The 18,195-nt window shown below is 63.1% G+C and carries 11 protein-coding genes and 1 tRNA gene; 2 read left to right on the top strand and 10 right to left on the bottom strand.

The window, feature by feature from the left end; genetic code table 11:
- Positions 1 to 2 precede the first annotated feature (2 nt).
- The 5 genes from Q0367_RS15180 to Q0367_RS15160 are packed head-to-tail and all read right to left on the bottom strand — an operon-like array spanning position 3 to position 4,289.
- The gene (locus Q0367_RS15180; protein ID WP_297632793.1) at positions 3 to 677 is read right to left on the bottom strand and encodes a hypothetical protein; all 675 of its coding nucleotides are present in this window, start codon (positions 675 to 677) and stop codon (positions 3 to 5) included.
- The gene (locus tag Q0367_RS15175) at positions 674 to 1,168 is read right to left on the bottom strand and encodes an acyl-CoA thioesterase (protein ID WP_297632790.1); all 495 of its coding nucleotides are present in this window, start codon (positions 1,166 to 1,168) and stop codon (positions 674 to 676) included. Before Q0367_RS15175 ends, Q0367_RS15180 begins: the two co-directional genes overlap by 4 nt.
- A 24-nt stretch (positions 1,169 to 1,192) precedes the next feature.
- Positions 1,193 to 2,335, bottom strand: a complete 1,143-nt coding sequence (locus tag Q0367_RS15170; protein WP_298983244.1) for a glycosyltransferase family 1 protein — start codon at positions 2,333 to 2,335, stop codon at positions 1,193 to 1,195.
- A 9-nt stretch (positions 2,336 to 2,344) separates the two neighbouring features.
- The gene (locus tag Q0367_RS15165) at positions 2,345 to 2,818 is read right to left on the bottom strand and encodes a GtrA family protein (RefSeq protein WP_297632784.1); all 474 of its coding nucleotides are present in this window, start codon (positions 2,816 to 2,818) and stop codon (positions 2,345 to 2,347) included.
- A gap of 40 nt (positions 2,819 to 2,858) precedes the next feature.
- Positions 2,859 to 4,289 carry an O-antigen ligase gene (locus Q0367_RS15160; protein WP_298983242.1) on the bottom strand — a complete coding sequence of 477 codons (1,431 nt, stop codon included), beginning with the start codon at positions 4,287 to 4,289 and terminating at the stop codon, positions 2,859 to 2,861.
- 243 nt (positions 4,290 to 4,532) lie between these two features.
- Between Q0367_RS15160 and Q0367_RS15155 the strand changes: the two genes are divergently transcribed.
- Positions 4,533 to 6,992 carry a M28 family metallopeptidase gene (locus Q0367_RS15155; protein ID WP_298983240.1) on the top strand — a complete coding sequence of 820 codons (2,460 nt, stop codon included), beginning with the start codon at positions 4,533 to 4,535 and terminating at the stop codon, positions 6,990 to 6,992.
- A 326-nt stretch (positions 6,993 to 7,318) separates the two neighbouring features.
- Here the strand turns inward: Q0367_RS15155 and Q0367_RS15150 are convergent.
- A tRNA-Ser gene (locus Q0367_RS15150) sits at positions 7,319 to 7,409 on the bottom strand.
- Positions 7,410 to 7,659: 250 nt separating this feature from the next.
- Here Q0367_RS15150 and Q0367_RS15145 point away from each other — a divergent pair.
- Positions 7,660 to 8,853, top strand: a complete 1,194-nt coding sequence (locus Q0367_RS15145) for a hypothetical protein (protein ID WP_297632775.1) — start codon at positions 7,660 to 7,662, stop codon at positions 8,851 to 8,853.
- Positions 8,854 to 8,924: 71 nt separating this feature from the next.
- Here the strand turns inward: Q0367_RS15145 and Q0367_RS15140 are convergent, their stop codons facing one another.
- The 4 genes from Q0367_RS15140 to Q0367_RS15125 all read right to left on the bottom strand — a co-directional run bounded on the left by Q0367_RS15140 (position 8,925) and on the right by Q0367_RS15125 (position 18,042).
- On the bottom strand, positions 8,925 to 13,094 hold the full coding sequence (locus tag Q0367_RS15140; RefSeq protein WP_298983238.1) for an FtsX-like permease family protein: 4,170 nt from the start codon (positions 13,092 to 13,094) through the stop codon (positions 8,925 to 8,927).
- Positions 13,087 to 13,767: an ABC transporter ATP-binding protein gene (locus Q0367_RS15135; RefSeq protein ID WP_298983236.1), complete on the bottom strand. Its 681-nt coding sequence runs from the start codon at positions 13,765 to 13,767 to the stop codon at positions 13,087 to 13,089. The genes Q0367_RS15140 and Q0367_RS15135 overlap by 8 nt, the downstream gene beginning before the upstream one ends.
- A gap of 148 nt (positions 13,768 to 13,915) precedes the next feature.
- Positions 13,916 to 17,260: a glycosyl hydrolase gene (locus Q0367_RS15130; protein ID WP_298983234.1), complete on the bottom strand. Its 3,345-nt coding sequence runs from the start codon at positions 17,258 to 17,260 to the stop codon at positions 13,916 to 13,918.
- 149 nt (positions 17,261 to 17,409) lie between these two features.
- Entirely contained in the window at positions 17,410 to 18,042 is a 633-nt protein-coding gene (locus tag Q0367_RS15125) for a deoxynucleoside kinase (RefSeq protein ID WP_297632763.1), read from the bottom strand.
- Positions 18,043 to 18,195: the final 153 nt, after the last annotated feature.

Below are 18,195 nucleotides of genomic sequence, written 5' to 3'. Positions count from 1 at the left end.
CTCTATTTTATGGTGCGTTTCCAGGTCCATCCCAGCGCCGTCGCAGCCAACGTCCACAGGCCGATCGCGCAGAGAACCATGCCCCAGCCCGGCGCTTGGGGCCGATTGTAGAGCGCGCTGATGGCGGGCAGGACGGCGAAGAATTGCTGCATCGGAAGCAGCGCCGCCGCAATGCTCAACAGCCCGATGAAGAGGCCGACGATCCGGCGTGGAAGCAAGGCCAACAACGGGCTGAACGCCATCGCCAGCAGAGAGGCCGCCAGCGCCGCCGCCTGCTGCCGAAATTCTGCGGTCAACATGCGCTGAGGCGTCCAGGCCGGCGGCAGAAGGTTGAGCGCAGCCACGACCGCCAGCGCCAGCAGAAGCGCTCGCATCGGCCAACCGTAGCGCAGCTCCGCCCGAAAGGCGATCAAACTGGCGGTCAGGCTGATCGCCAGCAGCGGCAGATAGAATCCTTCGCGCCAGAGCGACAGCTCGCCGCGGCGGATGGGCGCGAGGAACTTGACGTACTCGCCCAAATCCAGCCCTGTGATCACCAGGCCGGCCGCCTTGTGATCGACCCAAGGGCCTGTGTAGCCGAGGAAAGCCAACAGCAACGCAGTCGGCCACAGCCAGCGCAGCAGCCTCTCGAGGGATGTCAACCCGGCGTCAGGGCGTTGAGGCGGCGCTGTGCTCATGCGCTGCGTCCCGCTTCCAACAGCCGCTGTCGATGCCGCGCCTCGCCCTCGGCGAAGCGACGGCGATCCTCTTCGGTCTCCAGCAGCAGCGGCGGCACCAGCGTCGGGCGACGGTCATCGCCGAGGGCCACATAGACGAAGTAGGCGCTGTTGGTGTGCACGCGCTCGCCGGTCAACAGATGCTCGGCCTCCACGCGCAGTTCCACCTCGATGCTGGTGCGCCCCACCCAGGTGATGCGTCCATGCACCAGCACCAGCCGCCCCAACAGCACCGGACGCAGAAAGGTGACGCGGTCGACGGTCACGGTGACGGCCGGCCGTCGCGCATGGCGGCTGGCGATGATGCCGCCGCATTCGTCGCAAAGCTTCAGAATCACCCCGCCATGGACGTTGCCCAGGCTGTTGGAATGCTCCGGTTGCATGAACATCGTCATCGTGAGCGCCGATTCTTCGGGTGAACGAGGCGCAAGCGGGTTTTCAAGCGTGCTCAAGCTTCATCTCTCCTCAAATTTCAATCACATTGCCAGGAAACGTTCATAGGCTTCCAGCAAGCGCCGGGCGCTGCGCTCCCAGGTGAAATGCGCGGCATGCTGAAGGCCGGCCTCGCGAAGCTGACGGCGCAGCGCCTCGTCCGTCGCCAGGCGCACCAAGCCCTCGGCGATGCTGTGCACCTCCTCCGCCTTGACATAGAGCGCGCCGGGGCCGCCCGCCTCCGGCAGGCAGGAGTTGTCGCCTGTCAGCACCGGCGTTCCGCACGCCAGCGCCTCGACGATGGGTAGGCCGAAGCCCTCGTAGAGCGATGGATACGCGAAAAATTCAGCCGCGCTGTAGAGGGCGGGCAGGTCAGTGTCGTCTATGAAACCGGGGAAATGCACATGCTCGCGCAGCCTCAGCTCCTCGACGCGACGAAAGATCGCCTCGTACAGCCAGCCTTTGCTCCCTGCGATCACCAACCGATGCGGGAGATTCGCCTCCGCTCTCGCCAGGGCGAAGGCCTCGATCAACCTGGTGAAATTCTTGCGCGGCTCGAGGCGACTCAAGGCGAGAATAAAAGGGCGGTCGCCGATGGCGTAGCGTTCGCGCACCTGGCGCTGTCGTTGCAAGTCGCGCACGGGACGAAAATGGCTGTGATCGACGCCGCCTTGCACGACCGTAATGCGTTCGGGCGGCACGCCCCACTGCTCGGTCAGGTCGCGCGCCGTATGATGGCTATCCGCAATAATTCCATCGGCGCGGCGCACGCTGCGCGGGACGACCACATTCAGGTAGTGATGCAAGCTGGGCAGTGCAGCGTCCGGGTAAAACAGAAAGGCGAGATCGTGGATGGTCAACAGTTTGCGCCGCGCGCGCGTCGGCGCAAGCACGAAATCCGTGGCGTGAAAAAGGTCGAGCGGTCCGCCGGTGAACCACTCCACGCGCGGCAAGCCGATGTCTAACCGATGCCAGATGCGCACCAGGTTGCGTTCGCTGATGGGAGTGGCGTGCAGCGGCAGGGGCGCCCCGCTGCGCTGCGCTGCGTTCACCGGCCCGGCGACAAAAAGGCGTAGATCATAGCCAGGATTCAGGCGGACCACCGCCTCGATCTGGCCGCGTACGATGCGCCCAATGCCTGCCTGTTGACGAACTGCGGGGGTGTAATCGACCGCAATGACCGTCAAACCCACCTCTCACGCGCGCGTGCGGAAGGTCCAAAGGCGATTGGCAGTGAAGTTCCAGAAGAGCACGACGCCGATCGCCGTCGCCAACGCAAAGTTGTTGTTGATGGCGTGCGCCAGCGTCGGATCGGCGATCAGCGTCGCCCAAAATGTTTCCAACCCGTGGCTGACGGCCCAGAAGACGGCGGAGTTGATCATGAGGCCGATCACGCTGACGATGGCAAACTGCCCGAGCTGAAGACCCGCCTCGCGGCTGCGACTTTCGGGAAACGTCCAGCGTCGATTGAGGGTGAAATTTTGCACTACGGCCGCAACGAAGCCAACCGCATTGGCTAGCCGCGGGTCGAGACGCAGCCCCAGCATCAAAATATTGAAAAGGGTCATATGAGTGACCATGCCGGCGGTTCCGACCATGGCGAACTTGATGAAGCGCTTGACTTCGCGACGATTGGAGTCGCTGAGGGGAAGAGAATGCAATGCGTTCAATGGAAGCCCTCGAATAAAACCTGGCATGAAACCAAAAAATCTAATCGGTATGAAGAATCGTCAACCAAAGGCCAATATACACTAAAATGCCGCGCACAAAGAGGTTATCCACCAGGTTGTGCACTGCGAGATGGGCGACCAACCCCAAAACGCCGACCGCCACCGCCGCCCGCCAACGCTGTTGGCTGTCGACCGGTGAAACAGCACGGGAGCGCCGCCAGCTCCACGCCACGACCGCGCCCCACAGCGCCAAAAAGACGGCGAATCCGAGCAGTCCTGTTTCGGCCAGCATGTTCAGGTAGATGTTGTGTGCATGGCCGAGCGGATCCTCCCAGCGCGGCAGGCGCACCTCGGGATAGACCGCAGCGTAATTGCCGGCGCCGACGCCGAACCAGGGCGAGCGCTCCCACATGCGCTGCGCCGCCACCCAGTGCGCCAGGCGCTCCACCACGGCGAAGTTTTCATCGGTGACCGGCTGCGCCAATACATCGGTCAGGCCAAAGTACGCAGGGAGATCGGCGAGGCGATCGGTCAGCGGCTTCGGCAACATCGCCGGGGAAAATGCGCCCAGCGCCAGCCAGATGGCCAGCAACAAGGCGCTGAAGGCGGAGATCAGCGCCGCCCTGCGACTGCGCAGCACCGCCACCGCCAATGCCCCTGCAAAAGCGCCAAACCACGCCCCGCGGCTCCAGCTCGCCAGCACGCCGAGTGCAATCAGGCCGGCGGCTGCGGTGTAAAACAACGCCCAGACAATTTGTCGCCAGCGTTGCTCCTTGCAACGCGCCGCCTCCCCCCACGCCCAGATCGCCAGGCTCAGCGCCATCGGCAAGGCGAGGCCGAGAAAGCCGCCGAACGGGTTGGGTTGGTCAAAAGCGCCGCTGGCCCGCATAAAACGGCCCAGAATGATGAAATGCTCGGGGCCGACTTGAAAGATAAATTGATAAAGTCCAAGAATTGCCTGCACGCATGCGCCGAGAACGAGCGCAGCCGCCAGCCATCTGCTTCGCTCCGCCGTCAGCATCGTCGGCGCAACGAGCAACAGCACCGGCAATTGCAGCCATTTTATCACTTCGCTCACGCCTTCGCCTAAATCTACGGCGAAAAACAGTGAAACAAAGAGCGTTGCAGCAAAGACGCCGGCGAGGCTGCTCACCGGCGACCAGCGCAAGGACAGCGTGCGGCGTCGCGCGCCGTCGAAAAACCACAGCGCCACTCCCGCCGCCAGCAGCAAGTCGGTGACGCTGGCGACGCCAAGGCGCAGGCCGCTTGTGAACGGCACAAACACCGCAAGCGGCAGCCAGATCAGCCAGGGCCAGCGCAGGACAAGCGCGACGGCGCCGGCTGCCAGGAGGAGGCCGGTCAGTTCAGGCAAGGGCAGGAGCGCAATCGCCGCCGCCAACAGCAACAAGCCGAGTGCGTGGCGCAAAGGGCGCTCAACGGCGAAACGGCCCGGCCCCACCAGTTCACTCATTCCCATGCATCCATTTCGAACAAACGAAGGGTTGTCAGGATCACGGCGCGCTGTCGTCCCTGGTCAAATTCCTGCCTGATCCTAACGAGATTTCGATTTTTCTGCAACCCTGCATCCTTGCAGTTGCCTTGCGATTGAGCGCCGATCGGGCGCCGTTCGTTACTTTTCAGCCGTTTTTGCGTCAAGAGAAGAGGAGAAGCCGAGCGATCTCAAAACAGCAGGACATTCAAGGGAAAACGGCGCATGCACACCGCCTCCAGACGAAACCCCACGCGTAGCGCAAGACGGCTCCTGATCTTCCTCTTGCTCGTCGTCTTGACGACAACGACGGTCGGCAGCCCGAACACGTATGGACAGGACGATGCTCTGCTCACCGCTCCGTTTGGCCCGGCGCTCTTCCTCATCCGGGCGGAGGGTGAAACCCCGCCTGCGCTGTTGCCGCCGACGACGGTCGTGCACGCCCGCCTGGATGCGCCGTCTGCAGACCGGTGGGTGGCCAGCGGCAGCCTGGAGGACGCCGCTCTCCTGGCGAGCGCCGGCCTGGATGTGCAGATCGTCGATGCAGACACCGCCGGCGCCATCTACTACATCGCCGATGCGACGGCCCCGCGCGCCGCAGAGCTGGCCGCCGGCGTTGGCCGTCTGCTGTGGCGCAGTGAGGCGCACCTGCTTGTGGCGACGGACGCAGACCATGAGCTGACGCTGCTGGAGACCCTTCCGCCTCAAGGCGTTCCCGTCTCTTTGTTGACTGCGGCTCCACTGTACGTCGATGAGGCGCCGCCGGCCATCGCCGCTGCGCAGGCGACTGCAATCGATCCGGCGGTCGCCGCCTTGCTTGCTCAAGTTACGCCTGCGGAGCTTCAGACCCTGGTGAGCCAGCTCAGTGGGCATACGCCTGCGCCGGTCGGCGGCGGCGCCGTGACCATTCACACGCGATACACGTTCGCCGGCCGCCTGCGCGATGCAGAGCAATTTGTCTATGAATACTATCAACGTTTGGGATTGAACGTGCGCTACGCTCCCTGGAGCTATGGTCAATACAGCGGGCGGAATGTGGTGGCCGAGGTGCGCGGTTCAACGCAGCCGGAGCGCGTGCTGTTGGTCGGCGGCCATCTCGATTCGATGTCGAACGCGCCGTATTCCAGCGCGCCGGGAGCGGATGACAACGCCACGGGCACGGCGGCGACGCTGGTGATCGCACGCCTGCTCGCCGCCTATCGTCCTGCGCTGACGGTGCGTTTCATCCACTTCACCGGCGAAGAGCAAGGGCAGTGGGGCAGCAAAGTCTACGCAGGGGCATTGCGTCGGGCCGGAGAACAGGTGCTCGGCTTCATTAACCTCGACATGATCGGCTGGGACGGCGACGGCGACCGCGTTGTGGAAATCCACACCGGGCGCGGCCCCAAATCCAACGCGCTGGCCGACCACTTTCTGGAGCGCAACGGGCGCTACGGCCTCGGCCTGAACTTTGAGCGCAAAACGACAACCGCCAGCCGTTTCTCCGATCATTCGCCCTTCTGGGACAACGACTACGCCTCGTTCCTGGTCATTGAGAATTTCTTTGACGACGCCCTCCCTAGAGACCGCAATCCAAACTATCACACCACCGGAGACGTTGCCACGCAAGTCGATTACGACTATGTGGCGCGCATCGCCCGCGTGGCGCTGGCGACGGTGGCGGAGCTGGCGGGCTACACATTGGAAGGCCCGCCTGGTGCGCCGACGCCCACGGCGACGCCCTCGCCCACCCTCACTCCTCCGGCGACGCCGACGACCCGACCTGATGCTTGCGCCTCCATCCTGCTCAACGGCGACTTTGAGGGCAGCGGCGGCTGGCAGTTCGGCTCGACGCCTTTCCCGGCGCGCTATACGGCGACCCCCGTCTACAGCGGCGCACGCGCCGTCCAGCTCGGCATTCCGACGGGCTTCGCCAACCGCCGCGCCTACTCGACGGTCTTTCAGCGCATCACCATTCCCGCCGACGCCGAAACGCCGGTGCTGCTCCGCTACATGGAGCGCACCTACGGCGCGGCCGACAACGCCGACTATCGCGAGACGCTGCTGCTCAACAGCAACTATGGCTTCGTGGCGCGGCTGACGCGCAGCTTCGCCGCAGGCGACGAGACGTGGCGCGAGCGCGTCTTCGACCTCAGCGCCTACCGGGGGCGGACGCTCGTCATTTACTTCAACGTCTACAACGACGGCGCAGGCTCGCAGATGTGGAGTTTCCTCGACCGCATCGAGCTCGGGAGCTGCGTGCGCATCAGCAGCCCGGAAACGCCGACGCCCGAACCGACAACAACGCCCGAGCCGGATGCAACGCCGACGCCGACCGCCGAGCCTACGCAGGAAAGCAGGCTCACCCTGTCGCTGACGCCCGACCGCTTCTATCTGGGTTCGCTTTTTGAAACCGCCGTGGTCACAGGTGTGGTGCAACTGGGCGAGCAACGCGCAGGCTTCGCATGGAGTGCATCGACCGACGCCGCCTGGCTGCAGCTGACGCGCGTCTCCGAGGCGGACCGGGAGCTGCTGTCGGTGGCGCTCTCCGAAACGCCGCCGGAGGACGGCGTCTATACGGCGACGGTTCGCATCGAAGCCGCCGCCTTGCCTGACGTCGTCCTGGAAGCGCCTGTGCTTTACGTGCAGGGAGAGGTGCAGCGACTCTACTTGCCGAACATCGCAGTTGAATCCTCCGCTCCATAGCGGCGTCGCGCAACAGATTATTTGCTTACGTTGCGCAGTTCGATGACGCCTTCGCGGAAAATGTCTCCTTTCAGGGAGTGGAGGGAATTTCAGAAAGGATTCCGGCGACCCGGGTTCAGGCGAGGGAATCCGCCATAATCACCACAAAGACGCCAAGGCGCAAAGGACACTCATAAGAGAGGAAAAGATGCAAATCCTCGTATTCCTTGCGTATTTCTTGGCGTCTTCGCGCCTTTGTGGTGATATTTCAGAGCGAGCATCTTCTGCGTAATGGAGTTATTTAGACGAAAGGCTTCGGAAACAGCTCCGAAGCCTTTTCTTTGATGTGGCGGAGAGGGAGGGATTTGAACCCTCGAGGGTGGTTAGCCCTACCCGTTTTCGAGACGGGCGCACTCGACCAGGCTATGCGACCTCTCCTCGTCGACAGAATGAATGCACAACTTCAATGATAACATGGGTGCGCCAGGCTGGCAATTTGTCGCGCACAGGAAGCGGCTTTTCTCCATGGCGTCCATCGGTCAATCATCCCATAGTGTAATCGCATTTTTCAGACAAACTGACGCTGACGCAGGGCATGCGAACGTGATAGCGTGATCTCCAGACGTCAACTTGCAGGAATTTTCAGGCGTCAGACCGCTGCGTCTATCGTTGGGCTCTGGAGGCTTTCATGAAACGCGTCTTTCTTGCGCTTGCGATCACGCTGCTGCTTCTCGTCGCGCCGCTCGGCGTCGCTCTTTCCAATATGGAGGCCGGCAATTGGACGAAATACGCCGGCAATCCGATCCTCTTTTACGGCGCGCCGGGCAGCTGGGACGATTTCAACGTCTACGCCGTGCACGTAATGTACTTCGACAAAAACACGCCGGACCGCAACGACGACGAATATCGCATGTGGTATTCAGGCACGTCGTTCACCCGCAACAGCAAGGACATCGGATTCGCCACCTCGAAAGACGGCATCACCTGGTCGCGCTATGTCGGCAATCCGGTGATCCGCAGCGGGAGCTTTGGCTACTGGGATTATGAGCGCATCAACGCTCCTTCGGTGATCTACGACAAGGAAGAGCGCATTTGGAAGATGTGGTATGCGGGGTACGCCAGCTATTTCTCCGGATTCGGCATCGGGTACGCCACCTCGACCGACGGTATTCACTGGGAAAAATACAACAGCCAAGGCAATGAGGCGGGGCTTGTGTTTGAATCCTCCGGTTATGCCGATGATTTCGACGGCTACAGCATCTTTTCGCCCGACGTGCTCAAGTTCGATGGAAAGTACCACATGTGGTATGCAGGGTTCGGCGGCGCATTCTCGGGCAACCAGATCGGCTACGCCTACTCCAATGACGGCGTCACCTGGACGCGCTACATCAAACCGGGTGCGCAACACGCCGAGCCGGTGCTGTCCGTCGGTGGCCCCGGCGCATGGGATGAAGGCGAGGTGGCCTCTCCCTCCGTGATTCGTCTGAACGACGGTTCACTGGTGATGTTCTACCAGGGCAGCAATTTGGATCAGACGCGCACCGGCATCGGCCGCGCCTGGTCCACCGACGGCGGCAAGACATGGACCAAAGACCCCAACAATCCTCTCGTCACAGGCTCGCCGGCCGGTTCATGGGACTTCAACCGCGTCTTCTATCCTTCCGCCGTGCTCAATCCCGACGGCAGCATCTACCTCTGGTATCACGCGCGCAGCCGCAACTCGGACCTCACGCCGTTTAAGCTGGGCCTGGTCTTCGGCGAGAACGCGCCGATCATCTATCCGACGCCGACGCCGACGCTGCCGCCCGGCGTCACGCCGACGCCGACGCCGCCCGATCCGGGGTTTGTCATGTTGCCTATGATTCAGAAAGGAGCGCCGTAGTTCAGATGCACGGCTTGATCGCTTTTCTGTGCAATCTGCGGTTTCCTTACGACCGCAGATTGCACAGAAGTTCATTCATAGCGGAGCGCTTCGGCCGGGTGGACGCGTGAGGCCTGCCAGGCCGGCGCAAGCGTGGTCAACAGCGAAAACAGATAAGCGGTCAGCGCCATCAACCCAATCTGTGACCATGGCGCCCCGACCACTTCTTCTGTAATCTGCGGGAAGAAAGAAAGCACCAGGTTATCCCCCAGCACGACGCCGGTGAGCACACCGATGGCCAGCCCTGTGAGCGACACAAAGCTGGACTCGATCAGAAAATTCAGCCCCACCATGCCGCGTTGATAGCCCAGGGCGCGCAACATGCCCACCTGCTGACGACGCTCATAGACCGAACGCGTCGAGATGACGCCCAACGCTGCAATGCCAACGAGGAGTCCCAGCGCCATGAAACCCTGCAACAGTTGCAGCGCGCCGCCGGTCAGCCGTTGGCGTTGCGCGTACTGGTCGGCGAGCGTGACGGCGTCGAGACCGCTTGAAACAAACGCAGCTTCGATGGCGGCGGCGACCGAACGCGCATCTTCGCCAGGCTTCGCTTTCACGTAAATGCGGTCTCCTGTCACCGGGATGCTGCGCAGATGTCGCAGCGTCGTTTCACTCCCGATCAGCGTCGATGAAACGAGATTGGCGTCTTCGGCGAGCACACCGATCACCTGCACGGTGTGCTCGCGACGCACGCCGTCGGCACCATCGGTCGCCAGCGTCAGAAAGATGTCGGGGAGGACCTCTCCCTGGCTCTCCTCCAGACGCAGCGGCGGCAGAAATCGGTTGCGGCGCTCGACGCGCACCGAAGCCTCACCCGATTCGAACTGAGAAATCGTTTCTGGAGTCTCTTCATCAGACAGATCGGACGGCGCAAAGGGAAAGACCGGCGCTGCGTCGAAGAGATGCGGCCGCGCAATCACAACGTCGTCGCGCGTCGCCAGCGCCTCCCACACGGCGGCGTCGTCTTCATAGCCCGCCGCCCGGCTGCGCAGGCGATAGACCTGCTGCGCCGATTCGATGTATCCTTCATTGACGCCCGCCATGCTCGTGCGGCGAAATCCACCGCTCTCGCCCGCCACCTTGCCTTCCATCCACTGTTCGGTCACCAGGCCGACGGCGGCAATTCGCTCCAGTAGAGGATCGTTCCTGAGGGAAGCGAGCGCAGTCGGAAAGTGCTCGACAGGGTTGAAAAAGCTGAGCAGCGTCGGCGAGACTTCGATCTCGAAGCCGGCGGTCTGGCGCTCATCCAGCTGCGTCAACGACTGCGTGGTGTGAATCACCACCGCCATCACCACCACAGTCGCCATGATCATGGCGAAGAGCGCCATAGTCATGCCGGTGCGAAAACGGTTGCTGAGCGGATAGGCGATGGCGGTGCGCAGCACGGGGCGCAGCGACGGCGCAAAGCCCAAAATGGCGCTGACAAGGCCGCTGAGGAGATCGGCGTTGAACATAATGACCAAAATGGCGCCGACGATAATCAACGGCCCACCGAAGGTGAAGACCGTGGGCGCCTGCGCCGGGTCCCAGGGGAAGCGTTCGGGCAGCCACTGCGGCGCCAGGGCGCTCCAGGGAGGCGACCAGATGACCAGCAAGCCTGCTCCAAGGAGCGTATAGACGAAGCGATAGCCGGCCTCGTTGCGAACAGGCGTCAATTCCAGCAGTCGGCCTGCGAGCACGGCGAGCGCATAGAGCAAGAGCGTCACGGCGATCAGGGTCAAGCTGAGCAATTGGACGTTTAGCGCCAGCGCCAACAGATAAACGCCCAGGCCCAGCGCAGCGATAGGCCAGAGCCAACGCCAGATGACCCCTGACCAGGAGCGGCGGCGCGCCTCCGCTTCATCCGGCAGGTCGCGGATGGCGGTTGCGATGTTCATGCGCGTCACTCGCCAGGAAGCGAGGGTCATGGCAAGCCAGGTGATGAGTACGCCGACGCAGTAGGCCACGACAATCGACTGCCAGGAGATGGCGAAGCTGACGGCGAAGATGCCGCCGACCTGTGCGTTGATCACGCCCGTCATGTCGTTGAAAAGCTGGCCGATGAACTGAGTCATGGCGAAGGTGACGCCGACGCCGAGCAACACGCCGAGAGCAGCAGCCGCAAGGTTGTAGACCATCCCCTCGGCCATAAAGCTCTGCACGATTTGGCTGCGTTGCACGCCGATGGCGCGCGCGACGCCGATCTCCGTCCGACGCTCGGCGGCGAGCATGACGAAAATCAGCACGATCAACAGCAGCGCCGCCAGAATCGAGAGAGAGCCAAAGACGCTGAAGAGCGAAGCGAAGAGGCCGCCGCCGACGGTGGCCGCCGCTACAATGGTGGCCTTGTTGAGCGGTTCGATCTGCTCAAATTGATTGAGGTTGGCGACGGCGGTGGCGAACTCTCGACGCACCTCGTCGGGCAGATCGAGCGTCAGCAGCCATTCCCGCACCGTGGGAGACGCAAGCAGCTGGCGCAAGGCAGGCGTATCGACGCCCGCTTCGCCGGCGGACAGCAGCGCCTCGACGTCTTGCCGCGTCATCTGTTCAATCTGGAAGGCGCTCAATACGCTTTCCAGAACGCCGGCCAGCAGCGGCGGCAGCTCTTCTGCGTCCTCCAGGCGCACCGCTCCGGCCTCAGGCAGATCGGTGCTCAACTGCGTCAACCGGGTGCGCACATCCGGGCGGGCGAGCATGGCGGCGATGGCGGCGACTGCGTCATCGTCGAGGGCGAGCAAGCGCAGTCGTCTGCTCACCGCTTCGGTGTGTTGCATGCCCGTCATTGCGTCCCCCTGGTTGGAGACAAGCACCGAATTAACCTTGTCGGGCATGAACAGAAGCTGCTGCGCTTCATCCAGCCGGAGCATCACCACCGGCGTCAGCGCGCTCAGCGGGCCGGCCTGATCGACGACGGCGCGCACCCGATAGCGCACGGGCAGCGGGCCGATGTAGATTTCGAGCAGATCGCCGGTGCGCGCACGGAGGCGCTCCGCTCCCAGGCGGTTGAGATAGAGTTCACCCTGACGCAACTGCAGCCCAAATCGTCCAAGGAGGTTGTCCAGTTCGTAGCCGAGCGTATTAAGATTGACGGCGCGCAACAGGTCGGCGGCGAAGTCGTCCAAGGACGCGCTCAGGGCGCCCGTCAGGTTTAGACGAGAAGGATCGACTTCCAGTGTTGCGGCGCTGCCGGTGAGCGGCTGTGTGGCGGTGATGACACCCGTCAACGGAATTGAGAGAGTCGTCGTCACCTCGCCGGAAGCCGCCTCGATCGCCTGCGCGCTCTGCAACAGAACAGCAAGCTCGCGCAGCGTCAGGCTGTCTCGGCCAAGCGCACGCAGCGGCGTCGTATCGACGCCCAGGGCGTCCAACGTGTCAAGACGAATATCGAGATCGGGCAACGCCTCCGCATCGACGACGGTGAAGAGCGCACCCAGTCCGGCCAGCGCCTGGAGTGCATCCAGATCGTCGAGCGTGGCGGAGAGGGGCGCCGACGCCTGCAGCTCGCCGAACTGCTCCGTCAGCGCCGGGACGAGGGAGAAGAGATTGCCGGCCTGGAGGAAGATGTTGCCCACCCCAGGCTGGAGCGTCCCCATCGTCAACTTCTCGCCTTCCACGCTGGAAAGACCGAAGCCGGAGGCGTAGTCGTCATCGACGGCGAAAATGAACCCGAACGGTTCGCTTTGCCCGGTGGTGACGTTGCGAACGATGGTCGGGAAGACAATGGCGCCGGCCACGTCGTCGATCAGCGGTTCTTCGGCTGCGGCCGCGCGCAGCCGCGCCAGCCGATCTTCGTCGATGCTCGGCAGGCCGCCCTGCGCCAAAGCCAGCACGCTGCTCAGTCCACCCTCCATCAACCTTTCGAGCGTCTGCTGCGTCTGCTGCGCCTGCGCTGGATCGACGTTTGGATTGGCCATGTTCGCCAGCATCGAGAGCAACGGCGGCGCAATAATTTCATCGACCTCGCCATACGCTGCGATGGCCTGTTTCTGAATCGAGTAGCGCAGCGTGTCGCCGACGCCCAGTGCGCTCACTACGATGATTGTGCTGAGCGTCAGGCCGATGATAATCAGCACCGACTGTGTGGGGCGTCGCAGCATGTTGCGCAGCCCGATCTTCATCAACACGGGGTTGCGCAGCCACAAAAAGGCCAGATAGAGCAGAATGGCGGTGACGCCGCCCACCAACAACGCAATCACCTGGAGAGAAAGATTTTCAAGCATAGACGATCCGTCCGTCTCGCATATGAATGATGCGGTTGCATGCAGCAGCGACGTCGGGGTCGTGGGTGACGACGACGAAGGTCTGTCCAAGCGCTTGGTTGAGTGTGCGCATGAGCGTCACGATCTCGTCGGCAGTTTTACTGTCGAGCGAGCCGGTCGGTTCATCCGCCCAGACGATCGCCGGGTTGTTGACGAGGGCGCGCGCCACGGTCACCCGTTGGCGTTCTCCGCCGGAGAGTTCCGCCGGGCGATGATGTGCACGGTTGGCCAGTCCAACTTGCTCCAACGCCTCTAGCGCGCGTTTGCGCGCGGCGCTTGGACGCATGCCCGCGACGAGCAGGGGCAGCTCGACGTTTTCGACCGCCGTGATCACAGGCAGCAGGTTGTAGGTTTGAAAAATAAAACCCATCCGTTGCGCGCGGTGGCGCGTGCGCTCTCTGTCGTTCATTGCAGAAAGACGCACCCCCTCGATGTAAACTTCCCCGTCGTCGAATTCATCCAGGCCGGAGAGACAGTTCAGCAACGTCGTCTTGCCACAGCCGGAAGGCCCCATAATGGCGACCATTTCCCCGGGCTGCACGGCGATGTCCACCCCGCGCAGCGCATGCACTTCGACCTTGCCGTTGCGAAACCATTTTTGCACCGAGTTTGCGGAGATGATCGGTTGTTCCACAGCGCGCATCCTTCCCAAGATGCAATGCAATACAAAATGTTTGAATTCCACTACGGAGAAAATCGAGAAAAGGTTTCTCCACCTCTGCGCATTCATCTCCGGCGTCGAAGGGACGAGGCTGGGGAACAAGGGGGATAAGGGGGTCTTGCTATGGAGCAGCTTCAAACAGACCGTCATCCGTTGCTGCGATAAAACGTCCATCTGCCCATGCCAGCGCATAGACGCTCCGCCCCGCCAATCCGGCGAAACTCCAGGAAGCGCCGCCATCCTGGCTCCACCAGAAGCCGGCCCGCTCGCCGCCCGCCCAAAGCAGCGAGCCGTTTGGGGTTGCGGCCTTGTCCAGTCGTATCACCGTCGTCGAGGGAATGGACTCGAGCCGTTCCCAGGTTGCGCCGTAGTCTGGGCTGCGCCACAGGCCGTCGGCTGCGCCTGCCCACAACGCGCCGTCGTCGGTTTGCATCAGGGCGTAGATCGTCTGCGAGGAGAGCGCGCCGGGCAGCTTGAACCAACTTGCGCCGCCGTCATCGCTGCGGAAAAGTCCTTCGATGGCGCCGACCGTAAATTGACCGGGCGTCGGATGCCGTAAAATCGACAGAATGCTGAGCGTCTCCAACCCTGCGCCGAGTCGCTCGAGCGTCTCGCCGCCGTCGAGGCTGACGCCGATGTCGTTGCCCCAGGTTCCGGCCCAGAAGCGCTCCGGCGCATTGGGGTCGGGACTGACGGTGAAAAACGTCACGCCCTCCAACCCTTGCGCTGCACGCCAGCGCACGTCGGCGGCGAAGGCATCGTCGGTGAAAACGACGGCGCCGCTTGTGGCGACCAAAAGGCGACCGTCCGCATCCAGGGTCATGTCCCAGACAATCCAGGGCGGGCTGACCGCTCGCCAGCTGGCGCCTGCATCCTCGCTGCGATAGACGCCCACCGGCGTGCCTGCAAGCCAGCGCATGGCGTCCTTTGGATCGATCACCAGTGCAGCGACCGTCGTCGGCAGTCCCTCCACTGTGCGCCAGTTTGTCTGAAGGTCAAGCGCAGCGTCGACTTCGGCGAGAAATGCGCCGTTGGTCGTCGTCCAGAGCATGTGGCGCCCGACGCGCACCCCTTCGGTGAACTCCAGATAGTCGAACAACCCACCGTCGACGCGACGCCATTCCCCCTTTGCTTCGAGTCGCCATAGGCCGGTGCGGCTGCCCGCTATCTGCGCGCCGCTTTCGCAGCAGTCGAGCACGGCGTACAGACGACCCTGCAATTGTTCCGGACCAAAGGGCGCCCACCGATTTGAGCCTTCGTCCCATTGCAGCAGCCTGCCGTCGCTGCGAGCGACAAGCTCCCCCTGAGCGCCGAGAAAGAGGCGGGGAACGTAGTTGGCGTCGGCGGCGCTCCGTTCCGCAATGGGCAACGAGGGCAACCGTCGCCAGCTCGCAGCCGTGCGTAGATAGACGCCGGCGTCGGTCGCTGCAAACCACCTCTCTTCAGAGATCGCGAGGTCAAACACGGAGCGGCCGGCAAGCCCCAGCAAACGCCAGCGCCCCGTCGGCTCGTCTGCGCACCAGAGGCCGCGTCCCTCCAGGCCGGCGCACCAACCGGCGTCCGTTTTCATCACCACATGCGCGTAAACGGACGGGGCGGCGGCAGGCGCCCAGTCCGCTTCGCCCCGCCTCCAGAAGAGGCCGCGGTTCGTGGCTGCGAGCGTGAACTCGTCGTCGACGGCTACATCGACGACGAGCCGTTCGGCGTGCACAGGCGTCACAGGGGAAAGCGAGAGTGTTCCGGTCGAGGTCGCTGCGCCTCGCCAGAGCTGACCGTTGCGATTCTCCGTCAGCCAGACGGTCGGCCCTTCTATCTCCTGTGCATTGAAGACGCGCACGCGCATCGGCTCTCCCCAGCCCGGTGGAGAGGGCAGTGGACGCCACATCGGCGCAAAAGTGGATGCAGGGAAGTCGGCTTCGTTCGAGAAAGACTCCAGACGCACATGACGAAACTGAAAATTTTCCCAGCGCCACCAGCGGAAACTACGCGCCGGATTGCGCATCCCGCTGACGATGCGGATCGTGTTGCGACCTGGCTGCACGGCCTCTGCAGGCAGGGCGATGCGCGCTGTAGCCCAGGTGCTGGTCGGGTCGGGGCGCGTGCGCGCCGGCAGCCGGGCAATCCATCGGCCGTTGATCCACACCTCGTTGGTCGGCTGGTCGATCTGCATGGTCTCGAGCACGAGCGTCTGCCGCCGCCCCGCCGCCGCTGCGCCGACGAAAAATTCTCCTTCCCAGGCAGGGCTGAAGCGTTCGCCGCCTTCATAGAGATGCACCCAATGGGGATGGAGCTCCCCGCGGTCGCCTAACCGAATGATGACGTCGGGGGCCAAAATTTCGACGACGCGGCACGGATTGACGGCGGCGCAAAAATAGGCCGAAGGAGGCGCTTCGTTGTGAGAAATGCCCTCAGGCGCCGCCGATGCGCCTTCGTTTGCATCTGCCACCCTGCGCGCTTCGTGACGCTCCACCAGCGCATCGTAGGCCGGCGTGGTGCGGCCTTCGCCCTGCCAGAGCGCATAGCCATAGCCATCTTCGGCGGCGGTCAGCTCCCAAAAGGCCATGCGCTCCAGCCAGGGATAGCCGGCGGCGAATTCGATGGCGGCGAGCGTATATTCCCGCTGTTGCGCAGGGGTCACCACCTGCCACCGGTCGGCGGGATCGGGCGCGGAAGTGCGCCAGCCCATTTCGGTGACCCAGATGGGCTTGTGGTCATCGCCGTTCGCCTCCATGAGGCTGCGATGCAGCTCCAGACGGCGGAAATTGAGGCGATCCGGCGCCGGCGCTTGCTCCGGCGGCTGACCAAAGCCATAAGGATGAGCCGCCAGCGCGTCGAAAGAGGCGCCGGCTCCGGCGGCATACAGTTCGCGCAGATAGTCCAGATCATTGATTGCGTTCGCCCCGTCTCCGAGCGTAAAGGCCAGTCCGGCGGCCGCCACCGGCAGATGCGGAGCAGCCTCCTTGACGACGGGGTAGATGTGCGCCAGCATCGCGGCGTAGGCGGCGGCGTCCGGTCGCTTCCCCTGCCATTCGAGCGCAAGGTTTGGTTCGTTCCAGAGAATGACGCCCGCAAGCTTTTCGCCGTAACGTTGGACGACGCGTCGCACGAATGCAGCGTAAGCGTCGAGATCCCAAGGCGTCGGCGACGCATCGTCGAGCGCCCAGTCGGGCGCGCGATCCAGCCGGGCGACGACCTCGACGCCTGCGAAGGTGGCGGCGCGCAGCGCTGCATCGGGGACCTCCCAGTAAAAATAATTCGGCGTCGGCTCGATGTCGCCCCAGGAGAAGACAACGACGACGAAATCGGCGCCGGCCTTGCGTGCGGCCAGCAGATGGGCGGCGTCTCCCCGGGCGACGTGCATGCCGAGCTGCGGCCGATGCGCCTCGGGGAACGTGGCATGCGGTGCGCTGAACGCCGCCAGGAACAGTATCCCCACCCAGACAAACGCAAAGCACAATTTGTTCATGGCAAAGAGCGTACTGCTACTCTGGGAAAACGTCGGTAAGAGTGGATTCAAGTTGTCGGGGCTGCCGCAGGAGCGATGACAGCCTTATGCGGATGGCGCCGGATAAGGTCGGAGTCGGAATTTTTTAGACGCTTTTGATGCTGCAAATTTCATTCGGTGAGAACGCTCAAGCGCTGCTCGATCGTCTTCAGCACTTGTTGGATGTTTGGCAACGCCAGCAGCGTCGGCGTGGAGGCGTCGAGCACGATCAGACGCTGCGGCGCAATGCCCTGCACCCATGTCTCGAGCTGTTGTTGGAGCACCGGCAGGCTGTCGATGGAGGCGATTTCGATGGGGCGCGCTCGCCGCTTCATGCGTTCTGCGAGCTGCTCTAGCGGCGCTTGCAGCAGAATGTAAAGGTCAGGTTCAGGTTGGAGGGCGCGTGCGAAGCGATAGAAACGCTCACACAGCGCAAATTCGGCGGCGTCCAGTATGCCGAGGGCGTGAAAGCCGCGCGTAAAGACGTAAAAATCTTCGTCCAGTCCCCCGTCGACCAACCCGATCCCTGGCCGGCTGCGGATCGCCAGCTCCTGTTCTGCGCGCAGGAGGAGATAGTCGATCTGATTGGCGAGCGCATAACGGCGCCCTTGCCCCGCCCTTAAGTCTTCGACCAGCAGGCGCTGAAAAGGGCGCTCGGCGTGCTGCTCCAGGCCGGTGGCAAACGGCGCCACCTGCTTCAGGCGCTCGACCAGCGTCGTCTTGCCGACTGCGGTGTTGCCGATGACTGCAATCAACGCGCCCAAGCCGAAAACCTCCGATGGTTTCTGCCGGGGAGATCGCGAAGCGGGGGACGTTTACCCAGGCGTCGCGCCGCTCGCTTGGAGTGGGAGAAAGCGACGCAAACAAGTCGCTCATACAGGCGTTGCTCAACTTCGTTCATGGGGATATTGTATCAT

The sequence above is a fragment of the uncultured Caldilinea sp. genome (assembly GCF_937128415.1).
GTDB lineage: Bacteria > Chloroflexota > Anaerolineae > Caldilineales > Caldilineaceae > Caldilinea.
The sequence above is the reverse complement of the archived record's forward strand: the minus strand, read 5'-3'. Positions and strand labels throughout refer to the sequence as shown.

What these genes read in the sequence shown, in the direction of transcription:
- Q0367_RS15180 (WP_297632793.1), bottom strand. Translation starts at nt 677, where the DNA reads ATGAGCACAGCGCCGCCTCAACGCCCTGACGCCGGGTTGACATCCCTC.
- Q0367_RS15160 (WP_298983242.1), bottom strand. Translation starts at nt 4,289, where the DNA reads ATGAGTGAACTGGTGGGGCCGGGCCGTTTCGCCGTTGAGCGCCCTTTG.
- Q0367_RS15155 (WP_298983240.1), top strand. Translation starts at nt 4,533, where the DNA reads ATGCACACCGCCTCCAGACGAAACCCCACGCGTAGCGCAAGACGGCTC.
- Q0367_RS15145 (WP_297632775.1), top strand. Translation starts at nt 7,660, where the DNA reads ATGAAACGCGTCTTTCTTGCGCTTGCGATCACGCTGCTGCTTCTCGTC.
- Q0367_RS15140 (WP_298983238.1), bottom strand. Translation starts at nt 13,094, where the DNA reads ATGCTTGAAAATCTTTCTCTCCAGGTGATTGCGTTGTTGGTGGGCGGC.
- Q0367_RS15130 (WP_298983234.1), bottom strand. Translation starts at nt 17,260, where the DNA reads ATGAACAAATTGTGCTTTGCGTTTGTCTGGGTGGGGATACTGTTCCTG.